Source organism: [Clostridium] aerotolerans DSM 5434, from assembly GCF_000687555.1.
GTDB classification, from domain to species: Bacteria; Bacillota; Clostridia; order Lachnospirales; family Lachnospiraceae; genus Lacrimispora; species Lacrimispora aerotolerans.
In genome coordinates this window covers 18,450-36,330 of record NZ_JHWJ01000020.1, presented here as the reverse complement: position 1 = coordinate 36,330, position 17,881 = coordinate 18,450, and the positions used below count along the sequence as shown (strand labels likewise).

General features: G+C 43.9%; 17 protein-coding genes, 1 tRNA gene and 1 other annotated feature. Of the genes, 17 read left to right on the top strand and 1 reads right to left on the bottom strand.

Annotated elements, in window-relative coordinates:
* Positions 1-36: 36 nt before the first annotated feature.
* From T546_RS0120615 to T546_RS0120600, 4 genes are all read left to right on the top strand, one after another.
* Complete coding sequence (locus T546_RS0120615) at positions 37-468, top strand: protease complex subunit PrcB family protein (RefSeq protein ID WP_026893250.1); 432 nt, start codon at positions 37-39, stop codon at positions 466-468.
* 134 nt (positions 469-602) lie between these two features.
* Positions 603-1,274: a serine O-acetyltransferase gene (gene cysE / locus T546_RS0120610; RefSeq protein WP_026893249.1), complete on the top strand. Its 672-nt coding sequence runs from the start codon at positions 603-605 to the stop codon at positions 1,272-1,274.
* Positions 1,275-1,367: 93 nt separating this feature from the next.
* The gene (locus tag T546_RS0120605; protein ID WP_034600141.1) at positions 1,368-2,939 is read left to right on the top strand and encodes a DUF3794 and LysM peptidoglycan-binding domain-containing protein; all 1,572 of its coding nucleotides are present in this window, start codon (positions 1,368-1,370) and stop codon (positions 2,937-2,939) included.
* A gap of 275 nt (positions 2,940-3,214) precedes the next feature.
* Positions 3,215-3,490, top strand: coding sequence for a GIY-YIG nuclease family protein (locus T546_RS0120600; RefSeq protein ID WP_026893247.1), 276 nt, complete (start codon positions 3,215-3,217; stop codon positions 3,488-3,490).
* A gap of 19 nt (positions 3,491-3,509) precedes the next feature.
* On the opposite strand, the gene trhA is transcribed toward T546_RS0120600, so the two are convergent.
* Positions 3,510-4,157, bottom strand: coding sequence for a PAQR family membrane homeostasis protein TrhA (gene trhA, locus T546_RS0120595; protein ID WP_026893246.1), 648 nt, complete (start codon positions 4,155-4,157; stop codon positions 3,510-3,512).
* A 210-nt stretch (positions 4,158-4,367) separates the two neighbouring features.
* Between trhA and T546_RS0120590 the strand changes: the two genes are divergently transcribed.
* From T546_RS0120590 to T546_RS0120530, 13 genes are all read left to right on the top strand, one after another.
* Positions 4,368-5,105, top strand: coding sequence for a nitroreductase family protein (locus T546_RS0120590; RefSeq protein WP_026893245.1), 738 nt, complete (start codon positions 4,368-4,370; stop codon positions 5,103-5,105).
* A gap of 8 nt (positions 5,106-5,113) precedes the next feature.
* Positions 5,114-5,803, top strand: a complete 690-nt coding sequence (locus tag T546_RS0120585) for an RluA family pseudouridine synthase (protein ID WP_034600132.1) — start codon at positions 5,114-5,116, stop codon at positions 5,801-5,803.
* A gap of 113 nt (positions 5,804-5,916) precedes the next feature.
* Positions 5,917-7,032, top strand: a complete 1,116-nt coding sequence (locus T546_RS0120580) for an AI-2E family transporter (RefSeq protein WP_026893243.1) — start codon at positions 5,917-5,919, stop codon at positions 7,030-7,032.
* Entirely contained in the window at positions 7,029-7,601 is a 573-nt protein-coding gene (locus tag T546_RS0120575) for an HD domain-containing protein (protein ID WP_026893242.1), read from the top strand. The genes T546_RS0120580 and T546_RS0120575 overlap by 4 nt, the downstream gene beginning before the upstream one ends.
* 53 nt (positions 7,602-7,654) lie before the next feature.
* Positions 7,655-7,865 (top strand) — a binding site (T-box leader).
* A 52-nt stretch (positions 7,866-7,917) separates the two neighbouring features.
* Positions 7,918-9,351, top strand: a complete 1,434-nt coding sequence (proS, locus tag T546_RS0120570) for a proline--tRNA ligase (protein ID WP_026893241.1) — start codon at positions 7,918-7,920, stop codon at positions 9,349-9,351.
* Positions 9,352-9,383: 32 nt separating this feature from the next.
* The gene (locus T546_RS0120565; protein WP_026893240.1) at positions 9,384-10,586 is read left to right on the top strand and encodes a CCA tRNA nucleotidyltransferase; all 1,203 of its coding nucleotides are present in this window, start codon (positions 9,384-9,386) and stop codon (positions 10,584-10,586) included.
* A gap of 106 nt (positions 10,587-10,692) precedes the next feature.
* On the top strand, positions 10,693-11,670 hold the full coding sequence (locus tag T546_RS0120560; RefSeq protein ID WP_024838251.1) for a protein kinase family protein: 978 nt from the start codon (positions 10,693-10,695) through the stop codon (positions 11,668-11,670).
* Between the two features lie 76 nt (positions 11,671-11,746).
* Positions 11,747-13,483: a phospho-sugar mutase gene (locus T546_RS0120555; protein WP_026893239.1), complete on the top strand. Its 1,737-nt coding sequence runs from the start codon at positions 11,747-11,749 to the stop codon at positions 13,481-13,483.
* A 663-nt stretch (positions 13,484-14,146) separates the two neighbouring features.
* Positions 14,147-14,218, top strand: a tRNA-Cys gene (locus tag T546_RS0120550).
* Positions 14,219-14,288: 70 nt separating this feature from the next.
* Positions 14,289-15,176, top strand: a complete 888-nt coding sequence (locus T546_RS0120545; RefSeq protein ID WP_026893238.1) for a transporter substrate-binding domain-containing protein — start codon at positions 14,289-14,291, stop codon at positions 15,174-15,176.
* A gap of 20 nt (positions 15,177-15,196) precedes the next feature.
* The gene (locus tag T546_RS24115; protein WP_034600127.1) at positions 15,197-15,904 is read left to right on the top strand and encodes an amino acid ABC transporter permease; all 708 of its coding nucleotides are present in this window, start codon (positions 15,197-15,199) and stop codon (positions 15,902-15,904) included.
* Positions 15,905-15,909: 5 nt separating this feature from the next.
* Positions 15,910-16,611, top strand: coding sequence for an amino acid ABC transporter permease (locus tag T546_RS0120535; protein ID WP_026893237.1), 702 nt, complete (start codon positions 15,910-15,912; stop codon positions 16,609-16,611).
* Positions 16,612-16,618: 7 nt separating this feature from the next.
* The gene (locus T546_RS0120530; protein ID WP_026893236.1) at positions 16,619-17,875 is read left to right on the top strand and encodes a metal-dependent hydrolase family protein; all 1,257 of its coding nucleotides are present in this window, start codon (positions 16,619-16,621) and stop codon (positions 17,873-17,875) included.
* Positions 17,876-17,881: the final 6 nt, after the last annotated feature.

The following is a 17,881-nucleotide window of genomic DNA, read 5'->3' as shown; positions in this document are numbered from 1 at the left end:
ATAGATTGTAATAATCAATAAATCGGGGAATGTGTCATGAAAAAATTGTCAATCAGAAAACGGCTGATTTGCCTGGGATTTATTCTGGTAGGATTGGTTGCGTTTACACTAAGTGGGTGCCTTGGAAAAGGAGGCAGCAGTAACAAAGTAAAGGATATGGAGTTTTCCGTAACACCAGATACCGATATCCCTCAGGAATTAAAGGATATTATTGCACAGAAGCAGCAATCACCTTTTAAGCTGACCTACAGCGATGACCAGAATCTTTACATAGTAGTTGGTTATGGACAGCAGCCAAGCGGAGGCTTCAGCATTTCCGTCAATGATCTGTATCTCACCGACAATTCCATTGTTTTAAGAACAGAACTCATCGGTCCGGGAAAGGGAGAAGTCACAGCGACAGACGCCTCTTATCCGTTTATCGTCATTAAAACTGAGATGTCGGAGCTCCCAGTCGTGTTTCAATAAGGAATAAAAAAGATTAGCCGCTCTGCTTTTTGATCTTGCAGAGCGGCTATTTTAAAATTTTTCTTTTTTCTTGTGCCGTCCTGTGATATACTACCTAAAACAGAAGTCAACAGTAGGAGAAGAGGAAGGGTTATATGATATTAAAAGACATATGGCTTGATGTTAAGGCGGTGAAAGAACGGGACCCCGCAGCAAGAAATTCACTGGAAGTACTGTTTTTATATCAGGGAGTCCATGCACTAATCTGGCATCGGTTTGCACACTGGTTTTATCGTCATAAATTATTTTTCATTGCCAGGTTTATTTCTCAGATGGCAAGATTTTTTACTTTAATAGAAATTCACCCCGGAGCCCAGCTGGGCCATGGGATTTTGATTGACCATGGTTGCGGCGTGGTAATCGGAGAGACTGCTGTGGTGGGCGATAACTGTACCATTTATCAGGGCGTCACCTTAGGAGGCGTGGGACTAAATAAAGGTAAGCGCCACCCAACCCTTGGAAGCAATGTGACTGTGGGAGCAGGTGCTAAGATTTTAGGTTCCTTTGATGTGGGAGATAACTGTACCATTGCAGCCAATGCGGTATTATTAAAACCTCTGGAAAAGAATATGACCGCAGTGGGCATACCAGCACGGCCCATCAAGATTCTTGGTGTTCCGATTCCTAAGGAAGAGAAGGAAGAAGTCACCATGGAATCCTATTGCCGCATGGAAGAGCGGCTCAAAGTCATGGAACAAACCATTACGGAGCTTCAAAAAGAGCTTTCTCAGCATAAAAATAATGACGGCGATGAGTCAAATCATTAGAAGTCATTCATTAGGTATAAAAAAAGTATATTGAAACATGCACCTGCATAAACTTTCTTAAAGGAATAAAGAAGGTAAGGCAGGTGCTGTTTTATGTTGGAGCTTTTGAAGAAAAACATACATATGAATCGTTGGAAAGGAAATGCCACATCCCAGGTAACTCTGGATGATGATTTTATTGTTCCAGATACCATGGATGATGTGGACCAGATTATTTTAAGTGCCGGCGAAATTACAATCGAATCCGTGAAAACCCAGACTGAGAGAGTCACCGTAAGGGGCAAACTGGATTTCACAATCCTCTACCGGGGAGCAGAAGGCGGACTTCAGACCCTTTCCGGAAGCATCAGCTTTGAGGAGCCGATTAATGTACCTGGTCTGGAAGAACAGGATGTGGTTTCGCTTTCCTGGGACTTAGAAGACTTAAATGCCGGAATTATTAACTCCAGAAAAATCAGTGTGAAGGCTATCGTAACACTACAGGTCAAGGTGGAGACTGCCTATGACGTTGACGCTGCCGTAGAAGTGGACACGGGAAGCGGATATTCTGACTGTCCTCAGGTTGAGGCGCTCCGCCGCAATGTAGATGTGGCGGCTACCGCTCTTCGTCATAAGGACACATTCCGCATTAAGGAAAATATTACGCTGTCAGGAAACAAGCCAAACATCGATCACATTTTATGGAGTGAGATGAGGCTGAGAGGCGTCAGCACAAGACCAATGAATGGCAAAATGATGCTTGACGGTGAACTGATGGTCTTTTTGATTTATCAGGGAGAAGGAGAAGGTGCTCCCATTCAGTGGCTGGAGGAGAGCATTCCATTTTCCGGTGAGCTTGATATGGCAGATGTAACCGATGATATGGTTCCAAGTGTGACCGTACATCTCATTCATAAAGATATGGAAGCAAAACCAGATGCCGACGGAGAAATGCGGGAGATGGATCTCGACGCTGTTCTGGAGCTTGATATGAAGCTTTACAGGGAAGAGAGTATGGAGCTGTTAAGCGATTTATATTCCACCAACCGTGAGCTGACGTTGCAGACAGGAGAGGCATGCTTTGATAAGATTCTCACCAAGAACATGAGCAAATGTAAGATTGTAGAGAAGGTGGTACTTGACAATGCAGACAGGATTCTCCAGATCTGTCACAGCGATGGAACCGTAAAGATTGATGATACGGAAGTCAAGGAAGACGGACTTCATGTAGAAGGTGTATTAGAGGTAAGACTTCTTTTCTTGACCTCTGATGATTCCCAGCCCATTCAGTCAGCCGTAGAAGATGTTCCGTTCCATTACTTAATTGAAGCTCCTGGAATCAATGCTGATACCATTAACCAGTTGAACTCCGGTTTAGAGCAGTTAAGTGCAGTTATGATGGGCGGAGGCACGGTAGAGATCAAATCTACCATTTCCCTTGACTTACTGGCCCTTCAGCCAATCTGTGAGCAGATCATCACCAGTGCTACGGATGCGCCTATGGATTTAAATAATTTACAAAAACTTCCTGGAATCGTTGGCTATATCGTTCAGCCTGGAGATTCCCTTTGGAAAATTGCCAAAAAGTTCCATACCACCATTGATACCATTATGACAGCCAATGGTTTAACGGAAAAAGCAGTAAAACCGGGAGATCGTTTGATTTTAGTAAAAGAATTGTCTTAAAATGGGATGCCAGGCAGAATCTATATAATCTGCCTGGCATCGCTGCGTAAAAAAAGAATGAATCTAAAAAAACAGGGTACTATAAAGAATGTTATTCACATAACGGTTTGTCCTGTTATATAATATACTATAGCTCAGCTATGGTATCAACCAATCGATGGCGCCAAAACGCATCCAGCTGGTGCTTTAGATAGATGACAGGTTAGCCTGGGCGGTAGTGACGTGATTGCAAGGCGTTATTACCGTTTACATAATATATCTTTTACGGAGTAAGCATGAATTATACTTATATTTTACAGTGTGCGGATAATACGCTCTACTGCGGATGGACAAACCATCTGGAAAAAAGATTAAAGGCCCACAACGAGGGCAAAGGTGCAAAGTATACCAAAGCCCGAAGACCGGTGCTTCTTGCCTATTACGAGGAGTTTGAATCAAAGGCAGAGGCCATGAAGCGGGAAGCCGCCATAAAGAAGATGTCCAGAAAGGACAAGCTTAAGCTGGTTATGGAAGCACAAAAAGAGGACCGCCAGATTCCAGGAGAGACTTGAGAATCTGACGGTCCTATTATTAAGCAACAAACCGATACATCAGCATGTAATGGCAGAAGCTTCCGCCCATGACAAAGAGATGGAATATTTCATGGGAGCCAAAGCCTTTGTGCCTGGAGTTAAAGATAGGAAGCTTTAAGGCGTAAATCACTCCTCCAACGGTATAAATAATGCCCCCCGCAAGGAGCCAGCCAAATCCAGCAGGAGAAAGTGCCTGAGTAATCTTACTGAACGCCAGGACACAAGCCCAGCCCATGGCAATGTAGATGCAGGAGGAAAACCACTTGGGGCACATGATGAACCAGGACTTAATAATAATTCCGGTAATTGCAATTCCCCAGACAAGTGCCAAAAGACCATATCCAGTCTTGTCGCCCAGAACAATCAGGCAAACAGGAGTGTAGGTTCCAGCTATCAGGATAAAGATCATAAAATGATCGATTTTCTTTAAGAGTTTATTGACTTTTGGAGAGATATCCAAAGTGTGGTAGGTCGTGCTTGCGGCATACAGTAAAATCATACTCGTGATAAAGACTGTAAGAGCAGTAATATGAAGAGCTCCGGCCGAAGATGCTTTATAAAGTAATGGGACTGCAGCCAAAATTGCCAGTATCATAGCAATGAAATGGGTCAGTGCGCTCATTGGATCCTTGATTTTTATGTTCATGATATCTCCTCCTTGTTAGTTAATGAAAATATATAATGTAGTTATTAATACTATGTAATCTATATTTATATACTATACACTTCCTGTTTGAAATTTGCAAGAGTTTTTTTGAATGTCAAAGTATTTATTTTGAAATCTATTTGCGAGTATCTTAGATATTTAATATAATAAAAAGATGACAAATGTTTCGGTATAGAAAGGAAGGCTATAATGAATGAGACAATCAGGGAATTAACTGAACGAAAATCAGTGCGGGTATACGAAGATAGAGCAATTGAACTTGAGAAAGAAGATTTGATCCTGGAAGCAGCCTTACGGGCTCCAACAGCCGGTAAGATGACCTTATACTCCATCATAAATGTAACAGATCAAGAGATAAAAGACCGCTTGGCTGAGACCTGCGATCACCAGCCATTTATTGCAAAGGCGCCCCTTGTCCTTGTGTTTGTAGCAGATTATCAGAAATGGTATGATCTGTTTTGCCGCCATGTGGAAAAAGTGAGACATCCTGGCCTTGGTGATCTTATGCTTTCTGTAGACGATGCCTTAATCGCAGCCCAGAATGCTGTAGTAGCCGCTCAGTCCATGGGAATCGGATCCTGTTATATTGGGGATATTATAGAAAATTATGAAATTCATAAAGAGCTGTTGGGTCTGCCCAAATATGCGGTCCCTGCGGCAATGGTCGTATTCGGATATCCAACGGAACAGCAAAAGGAGAGAATAAAGCCTGCCCGACAGCGCAAGGAATGTGTGGTATTTGAAAATACATACCGCCGCCAAAGTCCGGAAGAATTTGAAAAAGAGCTTATCTACAGTGAGGGAGAAAAACCGGATTTTAAGGCCTGGGTCAACGCATTTTGTAAAAGAAAATGGAATAGTGATTTCAGTGTGGAAATGAGCCGCTCTGTAAAGGCCATGATGGAAGCCTGGGAAAAAGAGGAATAGAAAAAAATATGAATTTAAATGTACTATATGAAGACAAAGAAATCCTGATCGTGGAAAAACCGGTGGGAATAGAATCCCAGTCAGCCAGATCCTTTGAACCGGATATGGTCAGTGAAGTAAAGAGACATATCCACACCTTATCCCCAAAATCAGGGGAGCCCTATGTGGGTGTTATCCACAGGCTGGATAAACCGGTCGGCGGCGTCATGGTTTATGCAAAAACAAAAAATGCCGCAGAGTCTTTAAGCAGGCAGGTTTCCGGCCACGAAACAGAGAAAATGTATTATGCTGTCGTATGTGGAAAACCTGTGGAAAACTTTGGCACCTACGTGGATTATTTGTGGAAAGACGGAAAAAACAATTGTTCCAAGATTGTGGAAAAGGGGATAAAAGGTGCAAAAGCAGCTGAACTTGATTTTAAGATTGTGGATAACAAAGACCTTCAAGGTGAGGAAATAAGCCTTCTTGAAATCATACTGAAAACAGGACGCCATCACCAGATCCGGGTACAGATGGCAGGACACGGAACACCTTTATGGGGCGACCAAAAGTACAACCCTCGTTTTCAGCAAAAAGGCATTCGGACCAATGTAGCTTTGTTTGCATCCAGCCTTACCATAACCCATCCTGTAACAGGCAAAAAGATGACATTTACTGTGAAACCAAAAGGAGAAATGTTTGACCTTTTCTCCTTATAAAAATTCTTTTTCATGAGGAATTTTTTACTAATTTCAAATCTGAATAATTTAAAGTCCTGACGCTCATACTAGTCAATGTACAAAAGAAGTACAAAACAGAAACAGGTGAGTCCATGGAGAAACCGAGCAGGAAACTGAAGAAAACATTATTAATATTGGGAGTTACGGGGGCAGTGTATTTGAGTTTTCGCTATTTGCTGCCCCTCGTGATTCCCTTTTTGATTGCCTATGTATTTGCATTGTCCTTACGTCCTTCCGCCCTCTGGATCGAACGAAAGACCCGGTTTACCATAAAGAAAAAAGTGATTTCCATTCCCCTTGCAGTCATTGGCGGAATCGAAATCATTCTTTTCATGATCGTATTCGGGATTATTCTATATGCCGGAGGAAGAAAGCTTACAATGGAGGCCAAGCTTCTATTCCAGAATCTTCCCCAGATTATGAGGAGCATCGATGCCTGGCTGACAGAAAACTGCACCTTTGCGGAGCAGTTTTTAAAGCTGCCTGACGGATATCTCCTTAAGGTGGTGCGGGATATTATATCAGGCGGAGAAGCCGCAATAAAAAGCAGAGCCATGTCATTTGTCATGTTAAATTCGATGAGCATTATTAAATGGCTGGTACAGGTAACTATTCTGACTGTCATTTTATTTATTGCCACCATCTTAACACTTCAGGAAATGGATGATATAAGAACCAGAAGAGACAATTCCATGTTCTGCTATGAATATGCCATGCTTGGAAACCGGCTAATGTCGGTCGGCAGCGCATGGTTAAAGACTCAGGCCACCATTATGATTTTCACCATGATCATTTGCTCTATAGGTCTGTTTCTCATGGGAAATCCGTATTTTATCCTCCTTGGAATTGGAATCGGCTTTTTAGATGCCCTTCCTATCTTTGGTACGGGAACTGTCTTAATTCCCTGGGCGATTGCCGCTATGGTGGGGAAAAACTGGGTATATGGTATCGGCCTGATTGTCATTTATATCATATGTTATTTCATAAGAGAAGTGATGGAAGCAAAGATCATGGGAGGAAAGGTAGGGCTAACGCCTCTGGAAACCCTGGCGTCTATGTTTGTTGGACTTCAGCTTTTTGGTCTGTTTGGCTTTATTATGGGTCCGATCGGATTGTTAATTATTGAAGATATTGTGGAGCTGTATGGTGGATCGTGCTATAATTGTAGAGAACAAACGAATCGGGAAGGAAATGAAAAGGCACGATGAATCCAAAGGAATTGATTGAGTTTTTAGGATTGATAGAAACGTTAAAATGCAATACCAGGCACAACTGGACAACCTCCGGACGCCAGGAAAGTGTAGCAGAGCACACCTGGCGGCTGGCGGTTCTTGCTATGTTAATGGAGCCGGACTTTAAAGACCTGGATATGAATAAGGTGATTCGCATGTGCCTCATCCATGACTGGGGCGAGGCAGTGACCGGAGATATTCCAGCCTTTGTAAAAACCGACAATGATGAGGCAGTAGAGGAAGAAGCCATTCATTCCTTATTAGCCAGATTGCCAAAGGCGGCTTCTGATCGTTTTACCTCTCTTTTTGAAGAATTGTTAGAATGCCAGACAAAAGAAGCAAAGCTGGTAAAAGCCCTTGATAAGATTGAAACTGTGATACAGCACAATGAGGGAGGTACCAGCTACTGGCTTCCCCTAGAATATGATCTAAACTTAACCTATGGAAATGAAATCTGTGACAGCTTTCCCCAGACAAAGGATTTAAGGAACCAGGTAAGGGAGGACAGCATAAGGTTAATGGAGGAAGAGAAGGGAAGGAAATAAACAAAAGCCAGGCCTTCCTCTTGACAAACATATGCAAATAACGTAAAATCAACCAAAAGACGTTGAAGAGGATTACTAAGTGATGATGTATTCCAGAGAGAAGGCCATTTGGTGAAAGGCCTTTATACCCCTCATGGCCCAACCTACCTCGGAGTCCCGTAGCAAACTGCGGCGCAATTTCCGGCGTTATCGGATCTAAAAGTGAGCCATTGAATGTATCTTTGGCTAAATTGGGTGGCACCGCCGAGTTGTTCGGTCCCTTTTATGTAGGGAACGGATGGCTCTTTTTTAATTCAAAGAATAAAGGAGAATTGTCATGGCAAAGGACAAGAAATTAGTAGAAGCAATCACATCCATGGATGTGGACTTCGCCCAGTGGTACACGGATGTAGTAAAAAAAGCAGAATTGATTGATTATTCCAGCGTAAAGGGCTGTATGGTCATTAAGCCTGCAGGCTACGCCATTTGGGAAAACATTCAGAGCGAGCTGGACCGCAGATTTAAGGAAACAGGCGTTGAAAATGTCTACATGCCCATGTTTATTCCAGAAAGTCTTCTGGAGAAGGAAAAAGACCACGTGGAAGGCTTTGCACCAGAGGTTGCCTGGGTAACTCATGGCGGACTGGAGCCCCTTCAGGAGCGCCTTTGTGTCAGACCTACTTCAGAGACCTTATTCTGTGATTTCTATTCCAGAGAGATCCAGTCCTATCGTGACCTTCCTAAATTATATAATCAGTGGTGCTCCGTAGTCCGCTGGGAAAAGACGACCAGACCATTTTTACGCTCCAGAGAGTTCTTATGGCAGGAAGGCCATACCGCACATGCCACAGCAGAAGAAGCTGAGGCAAGAACCGAGCAGATGCTTAACTTATACGCAGATTTCTGCGAAGAGGTTCTTGCAATGCCCGTAATCAGAGGCCAGAAAACCGAGAAAGAGAAATTCGCAGGAGCAGAAGCAACTTACACCATTGAAGCCCTCATGCATGACGGAAAGGCACTCCAGTCCGGAACCAGCCATAACTTTGGAGACGGATTTGCCAAAGCCTTTGAGATTCAGTATTCCGATAAAGAAAATAAGTTGAGCTACGTACATCAGACCTCCTGGGGACTTAGTACAAGATTAATCGGCGGTATCATCATGGTACACGGCGATGATAACGGTCTTGTCCTCCCTCCAAGAATTGCTCCGGTTCAGGTGATCATCGTTCCGGTTCAGCAGCAAAAGGAAGGCGTTCTTGATAAGGCATTAGAATTAAAAGGCATGCTTTCTAATTACAGAGTTAAAGTAGATGACAGCGACAAGAGCCCGGGCTGGAAGTTCAGCGAGTCTGAGATGAGGGGTATCCCCATTCGTGTGGAAATCGGACCGAGAGATATGGAACAGAACCAGGCGGTATTAGTACGCCGTGATACCCATGAAAAGATGACCGTATCCATTGATGAACTGGATGAAGAGGTAGGAAAGCTCCTTTCCACTATCCAGAAGGATATGTTTGAGCGGGCAAAACGCCACAGAGATGAGCATACCAGTGAAGCCGTTACTATGGACACTTTTACAAAAACCGTAGAAGAGAAGCCTGGCTTTGTTAAGGCTATGTGGTGCGGCAATCAGGAATGTGAAGATAAAATCAAGGAATTAACAGGAGCAACTTCCCGTTGTATGCCATTTAACCAGGAAAAACTCAGCGATACCTGTATCTGCTGCGGAAAGCCGGCCGTTAAGATGGTTTACTGGGGAAGAGCGTATTAATCTTAGATAGGAACAAGGAAAAGGAGAGCGTGATGAAGATTTTAGTGCCCCAGGCTGCAGGGAACATCATAGAACAACTGAATGCCCATGGATTTGAAGCGTATGTGGTAGGCGGGTGTGTCAGAGACAGTCTGCTGAGTCGGACTCCTGAAGACTGGGACATCACAACCTCCGCAAAGCCGGAGCAGGTAAAGGATATTTTTCCAAGGACCGTTGACACTGGAATCCAGCACGGAACGGTTACAGTTCTTTGTGACAAGACAGGTTATGAAGTGACCACCTACCGCATTGATGGAGAATATGAGGATGGGCGCCATCCAAAATCCGTGGAGTTTACGAGAAATCTGGAAGAGGATTTAAAACGACGCGATTTCACGATCAATGCCATGGCGTACAGTGACCGGGACGGTCTGGTGGATATCTTTGACGGGCAAAAGGATTTAGAGCAGGGGATCATCCGGTGTGTAGGCAATGCCAGGGACCGGTTCACAGAGGATGCCCTGCGGATTTTAAGGGCCATCCGGTTTTCTGCACAGCTTGGCTTTTCAATTGAAGAGGAGACGAGAAAAGCAATCACTGTAATTGCTCCCAATATGGCAAAGGTCAGCAAGGAGCGGATTCAGGTGGAGCTTTCCAAGCTGCTGGTTTCAAAGCATCCGGAAACAATTGTTAAAGTAAATGAATGGGGAATTTCTCCCTATATATCAGGAGTATTTCACCAGGCTTTAAAAACGCTTTCTGATGAGGAAAACCTGGTACGGCTCCCGGATAAGAAGCATATGCGGTGGGCTGGGATTTTGAGGCATCAGAAACCGGAAATAGCAGTAGAGATATTAAGGGATTTAAAGCTGGATAATGACACCATTAGCCAGGTAAAGACCTTAGTTGCCCTTTGGGATAAAGAGATACCGGCTAATAAGCCTGCCATCCGTAAGGTGATGAGCGGACTGACTCCGGAGCTCTTTCATGATCTCCTGTATTTTCAAAATATATTCGGAAGAAAACCCTATTTAGAAACTCTTAAAAAGGTGGAAGAATTCGCTGATGAAATCATAAGGGACAAGGACTGCATCCGATTAAAGGACATGGCAGTGACCGGTAGGGAGCTGATAGCAGCAGGCAGAAAGCCGGGACCTGAGATTGGAGAAGTTTTAGACGCTCTATTTGAAGAAGTCTTAAAGAATCCAGAACACAATAAAAAAGATACCCTCATGAATCTGGCTGAAATGTTATGAAAAACGGGCCCCTGGCCCGCATAACTTTCAGCCAGATTTTGCATATTTTTTCCTGCCCATTCATACCCTAGAAGTAGCTGATGAGCTAAGAGTTGGAGGGGTGGTTGTGAACGAGAAATACACAGAGGTGCTTTCGCAGTATGAGCTTGAAGTTCTTGATGTAAAGCGCGGCCGGGGCGCCTGGTTGTGTGAAACGAATCAGGGTCTGAAACTGCTTCGGGAATATAAAGGAACTTTAAAGCGCCTGGAATTTGAAGATCAGGTATTTTCACAGATGGAAGAAGCCGGCCATTTGAACGTGGATCGTTACGTCAGGAATAAGGAAGGGGAGCTCCTCTCCGTCGCTGAGGACGGTACAAGGTGGATTGTAAAGGACTGGTATGCGGACCGGGAATGCAACTTAAAGGACAGCAAGGAAGTACTGTGTGCCATTGAGCAGATTGCCTGCCTACATAAAATTCTAAGAGGAATTGAATTTAAGGAGGAATGGAACTTAGGTTCCATTTTAGTGCAGCAGCCGGCAGAGGAAATGGAGCGACACAACAAAGAACTGGTAAGGGCCCGTTCTTTTATCCGGAATAAGAGAAAAAAATCGGAATTCGAACTTTGCGTCATGGGAAATTATGATACATTTTATGAACAGGCTATGGAGGCCTGTATCGGAATGGCAGGCTTTTTGGAGAACCGGGAGATAAGAGAGGAGTACTTATGTCACGGGGATTTAAACCAGCATCACATTTTAATGTGTGCCCATAACGTCGCAATTGTAGAATTTAACCGTATGCATAAAGGGATGCAGATGGAAGATCTGTATCATTTTATGCGCAAAGCCATGGAAAAACATGACTGGAATTTAAAGCTTGGAATGGCAATGCTTGATGCTTATTCTGATATTCTTCCTCTTTCGGATGCAGACAGGACCTGCCTTTACTATTTATTCTTATACCCGGAAAAATACTGGAAGCAGATTAACTTCTATTATAATGCCAACAAGGCCTGGATACCGGCAAGAAACATCGAAAAACTGAAGGATCTTGAGATTCAGCAGTCGGTGAGGAACTCATTTCTGTCAAGAATAAAATAGCACAATCCGCTTTTCTTTTGTTATGTTATGTTTTATAATAGCCATAACAGGAATGGAGAGAAGGGAGTAATTTGCTATGAAAGATTACAGGAGCATTTTTGAAGAATGGCTTTTGAATCCATATTTTGATGAGGCTACCAAAAAGGAACTTCGGGAAATCCAGGAAGATGACAATGAGATCAAGGAACGCTTTTATCAGGACCTTGAATTTGGGACTGCCGGTTTAAGAGGAATCATCGGAGCAGGCATCAACCGAATGAACATATACGTTGTAAGAAGAGCCACACAGGGGCTTGCAAATTATATTATAAAGCAGGGCGGCGCCCACAAAGGCGTAGCCATCGCATATGACTCCAGGCATATGTCTCCGGAGTTCGCAGAGGAAGCTGCACTAACATTAGCTGCCAATGGAATCAAGGCATACAAATTTGAATCTCTGCGACCGACACCGGAGCTTTCTTTTGCCGTAAGGGAGTTAGGCTGTATCGCTGGTATTAATGTAACGGCCAGCCATAACCCGCCGGATTATAATGGATACAAGGTTTATTGGGAAGATGGCGCCCAGTTCACGCCCCCGCATGACAAAGGGGTAACAGAGGAGGTCTTAGGCATTACAGACCTTTCCACTGTGAAGACTACCACCAGAGAAGCTGCTGTGGCAGCGGGAAACTATGAGATCATAGGAGCTTCTGTGGATGACAAATACATAGCTCATGTAAAGGCCCAGGTCGTGAACCAGGACGCCATTGACCGTATGCAGGATGAGATATCCGTTGTCTATACCCCTCTTCATGGGACTGGCAATCTTCCTGTAAGAAGAGCGTTAAAAGAAATTGGCTTTACTCATGTCTATGTGGTTCCGGAGCAGGAGCTGCCAGATGGGGATTTCCCTACGGTCAGCTATCCAAACCCGGAGGCAGAGGAAGCCTTTGCCTTAGGACTGGCTCTTGCAAAGGAGAAGAATGCAGACCTGATTCTGGCAACAGACCCTGACGCAGACCGCCTTGGAGTGTATGTAAAGGATAGTAAATCAGGGGAATATATCCCTCTTACCGGCAATATGTCAGGCTCTCTCCTATGTGAATACGTGCTCAGCCAGAAAAAGGAACGGGGAGAGATTCCAGGGGATGGACAGGTCGTAAAATCCATCGTTACTACCAATCTGGTGGACGCCGTTGCCAAATCCTATGGCTGTGAGCTCATTGAAGTGCTGACCGGCTTTAAATACATCGGACAGCAGATCTTAAAGAATGAGTCCTCCGGGCACGGAACGTATCTCTTCGGTCTGGAAGAAAGCTATGGCTGTCTGATCGGAACGTATGCCAGAGATAAGGATGCCATTTCTGCTTCCGTGGCTTTATGCGAGGCAGCCGCTTATTATAAGACAAAGAACATGACTTTATGGGATGCCATGACAGCCATGTATGAAAAATATGGATACTACAAGGATGCAGTGAAAGCCATTGCCTTAGAAGGAATGGAAGGCCAGGCAAAGATCAGGGCGATCATGGAGACGATGAGGCGTGAAGTGCCTCAGAGCGTAGGCGGATACCAGGTTCTTTCTGCCAGAGATTATAAGCTTGACACGGTAAAGGATATGGTTACCGGAGAAAGTAAGCCTACGGGATTGCCTCAGTCTGATGTGCTTTATTATGAATTGGAAGAGGATAGCTGGCTGTGTGTAAGACCATCAGGAACAGAGCCTAAAATTAAATTTTATTATGGAATCAAAGGCTCTTCTCTGGAAGATGCAGAGAAGCTGTCTGCTAAGCTGGGAGAAGCCGTAACGATTATGGTGGACCAGATGTTATAGAATTATTTTGAATCAGGATGATTGTCAAGGGTATTTTTTCATACCATGTAATAGCCTTTTTCGCATTTTAAAGAGTTATTAAGATGCGGAAAAGGCTATTTTTTTATTCAGCGAGTGAGTTTGCCGGGGACGTAGATAAATGAAAAGCAATATTGGCGGATGGATCGATCCGTTCTATTGGTAAATGCAGCTTTCGCAGAAAGGTATGAAGCAATGAGGAAAGAATCAGACGAACGGTACCTGTATTCCATATTTATGACGATTCGGATAATTCCTGAATTATATAAAAAAGTTATTGACATCAGAAGACGTAACGATTATAATGTGTTACATATAAACATATAGATGTAATAGGTAATAAATAGCGAAAGGAAGGTACATATGAAAGGCACTGCACGTTCTTATGAAGGTTTTATCGGATCTGTTAACGGAACTTGTTGCTGTAAGACTGTATACATGAAAATGAATGCAGCTTGTTTTTGTATGTATTAGATACCTAATCCTCGATATCAGAGTTTTTGCAGGTACTAATATAGTACCTGCTTTTTTAATAGAAAAATCATGATAAATACTAGAAAAGAACTGACTGGACAACCAGAGGTTCTGATAAGCAGAAGTGCATATCAGAATGAGGTTGTTTTTTTGTTTTTAAGAGATAAATCAGGTGCCGTGGCCAGAGGGAAAAGGCGGGGGTCTGCAAAACTCAGATTGTTGGTTCAAATCCAACCGGTACCATTGGTAAACAGAAAGCGGTCTGTTTATTAAAAGGAGAATTGAGAAGGACGAATAAAAAGGAGAATGAAAGATGAAAAAATGTGTAAAAGGATTCCGGAGAGCAATGGCAATGATATTCGTGGCTGCGGCGGCTGCGGCCGCCGTAGGATGCAGTTCGAAAGCAAGTGACACTGCCGCCGCCAAGCCGGCAGAAAGTACAGCAAAGGAAGCCGCAGCAGACGTAAAAACCATTAAAATCGGGATCGGCAACAGCTTTAATCCCATGTGTTATGTGGATGAGAATGGAAACTTAAAGGGGTATGATTATGAGACATTAAAAAAGATTGATGAAGAGCTTCCTCAATATAAGTTTGAATATGAGCCTACGGAATTCAAGAATGTTTTAGTGGGTCTTGATACAGACAATTACGATATTGCAGTTCACCATTTCGGCTGGAATGAACAGCGGGCCAAGAAATACTTATATGGAACCCAGGGAAACTTTTTCGAAGTGGGATACAATTTGAGGGTTGCAAAAGGTTCCAAAATCGCAGTTAAAAGTGAAGATGACCTGGGAGGTCTTAAAATTGCGGTACAGACATCTTCTAATGTAGCTTATCTGCTGGAAGAATACAATAAAACCCATCCCGATAAGCCGGTCAACCTCGTTTACGATGACGGAACAACGGAACAGCATCTGGCAGGCTTAGGAAGCGGCATTTACGATGGAATTTTAAGCATACCATTTATGGACGCTTTGGATAAAGCCGCTTATGGAGATGTTTTCGATGTGGCTGGCTCTAAACTTTTCTATAACCCGGAAAAGAAAAACGGCTGCTACTTTATCTATAATTATGGGGATGAAAAGCTTAAGGAAGATATTGATGGGGTACAGAAGAAGCTGCTGGATTCCGGCTGGCAGAGAGAGCTTTCTGAAAAGCTTCTGGGAACCGACTACACCGTAGAAAAGCTAAAATAAACAGAAAGGAGCATTTGATTATGGCGGGTGGTTTTTTTTTCTTTCGGAGGGTGATTGAATATTTTCCTAAAGTGCTTTCCAAGCTTCCGGTTACCCTTAACATCGTATTGGTTTCTATTGGGATTGCGGTGATACTTGCCACTGCAATCGCAGCCATCCGCATAAAAAAGCTGCCTGTATTAAGCCAACTGGCAGCTACCTATGTATCTTTCGTAAGAGGGACGCCTATCTTGGTCCAGTTGTTTCTGGTATATTATGGAATGCCGCTGCTCATCACGTTTTTCGCAGGCAAGAACATTACCTCTGAATGGAATAAGCTGATTTTCGTATACATAGCTTACGGGTTAAATGAAGCTGGTTTTTTGTCGGAGCATATACGGGCGGCCATTCTCTCCGTCCCATCAGGCCAGTCTGAGGCAGGGTATTCCGTAGGCCTGACCGGGGTCCAGACTTTTTTCAGGATTGTTCTTCCTCAAGCCTCCCGTGTGCTGATTCCTGGCTTTAGCACCATGCTGGTGGGGCTTCTTCCTGCCACCTCCCTGGCTTATATGCTGGGGGTCACGGATATGATGGGAAAGGTGAAAGCGATCGGAACCGTCACTTTCCATACGCTGGAAGGATATTTTTGCGCAGCAGTCATTTTTGTATTGGCAAGCTTTGTCCTGGAACGCATCTTCATCCGCCTGTCAGAGCAGCTTAATTATGAAAGAAAGATAAAAGGGGCTTAAGGAATATGAATCTAAAATTTAATTATTTCGTGGAATGCTTCTGGAATGCGGCCAGATATATTCCTGTCACCCTGTATATGGCAGTTCTGGTCCTGATCATTGGGTTTGTATTCGGCACGCTGATTGCCCTTTTAAGAACGTACCGGATCAAAGGAGTTTCTCTTCTCATGGACCTTTATATTATTATATTTAAGGCCCTGCCTATCAATCTGACCCTGGTGGCGGTAGGACTTATCTTTGCCACCAAATTTAATGCTTTCGCAGAAGCACTGGGACTGGGAGTCCGGGTAAATGACATCAATATGCTATACATAGGCGTTTTCGCCATGTCTTTTACCTGTACCGCCCAGCTCTCTGAAAATATAAGAGGAGCACTTATCTCAATTCCCATTGCCCAGTATGAGGCAGGATACTCCGTCGGACTGACTTATTGCCAGACGTTCCAGAGGATTATCTTCCCCCAGCTTCTGCTGGTTTTGGTCCCGTCCCTGACCGGAAGTATTATTTCAATCATGAAAGCGACTTCTCTGGTGATATTAATCGGAGTCATGGATATCTTAAATGGCGCCTTAAAGTATGCCAATGCGGCTTACTGCTTCTTTGAAGCGTACCTGGCAGCCGCACTCATCTATTGGATATTCAGCCTCTTGATCCAATGGAGCGGAGGCACTCTGGAACGACATCTTGGAAGATACAGAAAGGAATAAACAGCATATGAAAACCTTAATAAAAAATGCAAGTGTATTTGATGGAAAGCACGCAAAGCGGAAAGAAAACGCCTATGTGGTGATCGAAAATAATCTGGTAAATGAGATTGAGAAAGGGAAAATTTCAGAAGAAGGCTTTGACACAATCATTGATGCAGAGCACAGAACCGTGATTCCAGGACTTACGGATGCCCACGTCCATTTATTCTTCAATGGAAATGGAATTTCCGATGGTATGAGAGCAGATGAAAATGCCGTCCGTTCCGTCCGGGTTGCCCGGGATATGCTCCTTCGTGGCTTTACTACGGTTCGGGATGCAGGAGGCGTCACTTACGGATTAAAAAAGAATATTGACAGCGGATTTTTGGAAGGGCCGAGAATTCTGCCATCAAATGCTTTTATTTCCCAGACCAGCGGTCATGGTGACACAAGAGCCAACAGAGCGGAATACCGGCTGACCGACGGTATTTATGCTTCTGCTTCTTTACAGAATAAAGGGACTGTATTAGCGGATGGGGTGGCAGAAGTTCTAAGGGCTGTGCGGGAGCAGCTTTTTCTGGGTGCTTCTCAGATAAAGATCATGGCAGGAGGCGGAATCTCCTCTGCGTATGACCCTATCCAGACCGTACAATTTACCTTAAAGGAAATGAAGGCGGCAGTTTCTGCGGCGGCGGACTTCGGAACTTACGTCATGGCCCATCTTTATACCCCTCAGTCCATGCAAAGAGCAGCAAAAGCCGGAGTAAAAAGCTTTGAGCACGCGACTATGATGGATGAAGAGACGGCTAAAATCATAGCGGCCAACGGGATCTGGGTAACTGCCGGTCCCCAGTGCGGCAGAAATTGGAGCACCCCATTAACACCAGAAGAGGTAAAGAAAAAATCAGCCATGGTGAGAGAAGGAGAAGCGCTCACCACAGAACTGATTCTTAAATACAACCTTCCTCTTTTATTCGGTACGGATTCCTTTGGAGACCCTGACCGGATCGAAAAATTTCAGTTAGAGGATTTTTCCTTTTTTAAAAAACGATTCGGAAGCTTTCAGGGACTCGTGGCAGCGACCGGTAATGTCTATGAACTGACCAAATTAATGACGTATCAGAATCCTTATCCGGAAGGAAAGATAGGAGTACTGGAAAAAGGTTCCTTTGCGGATTTATGCATTGTGGAGGGAAATCCGGTGGAGGACCTGGATATACTGGCGGACCGGAACAATATGAAGCTGATCATGAAGGATGGGAAGATTTATAAGAACATTTTATAGTAGATA

Excerpts from the sequence above, each read along its gene's own strand:
- T546_RS0120585 (WP_034600132.1), top strand. The coding sequence starts at position 5,114 with ATGAATTTAAATGTACTATATGAAGACAAAGAAATCCTGATCGTGGAA.
- cysE (WP_026893249.1), top strand. The coding sequence starts at position 603 with ATGATATTAAAAGACATATGGCTTGATGTTAAGGCGGTGAAAGAACGG.
- T546_RS0120555 (WP_026893239.1), top strand. The coding sequence starts at position 11,747 with ATGAAAGATTACAGGAGCATTTTTGAAGAATGGCTTTTGAATCCATAT.
- T546_RS0120565 (WP_026893240.1), top strand. The coding sequence starts at position 9,384 with ATGAAGATTTTAGTGCCCCAGGCTGCAGGGAACATCATAGAACAACTG.
- T546_RS0120580 (WP_026893243.1), top strand. The coding sequence starts at position 5,917 with ATGGAGAAACCGAGCAGGAAACTGAAGAAAACATTATTAATATTGGGA.
- T546_RS0120545 (WP_026893238.1), top strand. The coding sequence starts at position 14,289 with ATGAAAAAATGTGTAAAAGGATTCCGGAGAGCAATGGCAATGATATTC.
- T546_RS0120575 (WP_026893242.1), top strand. The coding sequence starts at position 7,029 with ATGAATCCAAAGGAATTGATTGAGTTTTTAGGATTGATAGAAACGTTA.
- T546_RS0120590 (WP_026893245.1), top strand. The coding sequence starts at position 4,368 with ATGAATGAGACAATCAGGGAATTAACTGAACGAAAATCAGTGCGGGTA.
- T546_RS0120535 (WP_026893237.1), top strand. The coding sequence starts at position 15,910 with ATGAATCTAAAATTTAATTATTTCGTGGAATGCTTCTGGAATGCGGCC.
- trhA (WP_026893246.1), bottom strand. The coding sequence starts at position 4,157 with ATGAACATAAAAATCAAGGATCCAATGAGCGCACTGACCCATTTCATT.
- T546_RS0120600 (WP_026893247.1), top strand. The coding sequence starts at position 3,215 with ATGAATTATACTTATATTTTACAGTGTGCGGATAATACGCTCTACTGC.
- proS (WP_026893241.1), top strand. The coding sequence starts at position 7,918 with ATGGCAAAGGACAAGAAATTAGTAGAAGCAATCACATCCATGGATGTG.
- T546_RS24115 (WP_034600127.1), top strand. The coding sequence starts at position 15,197 with ATGGCGGGTGGTTTTTTTTTCTTTCGGAGGGTGATTGAATATTTTCCT.
- T546_RS0120605 (WP_034600141.1), top strand. The coding sequence starts at position 1,368 with ATGTTGGAGCTTTTGAAGAAAAACATACATATGAATCGTTGGAAAGGA.
- T546_RS0120530 (WP_026893236.1), top strand. The coding sequence starts at position 16,619 with ATGAAAACCTTAATAAAAAATGCAAGTGTATTTGATGGAAAGCACGCA.
- T546_RS0120615 (WP_026893250.1), top strand. The coding sequence starts at position 37 with ATGAAAAAATTGTCAATCAGAAAACGGCTGATTTGCCTGGGATTTATT.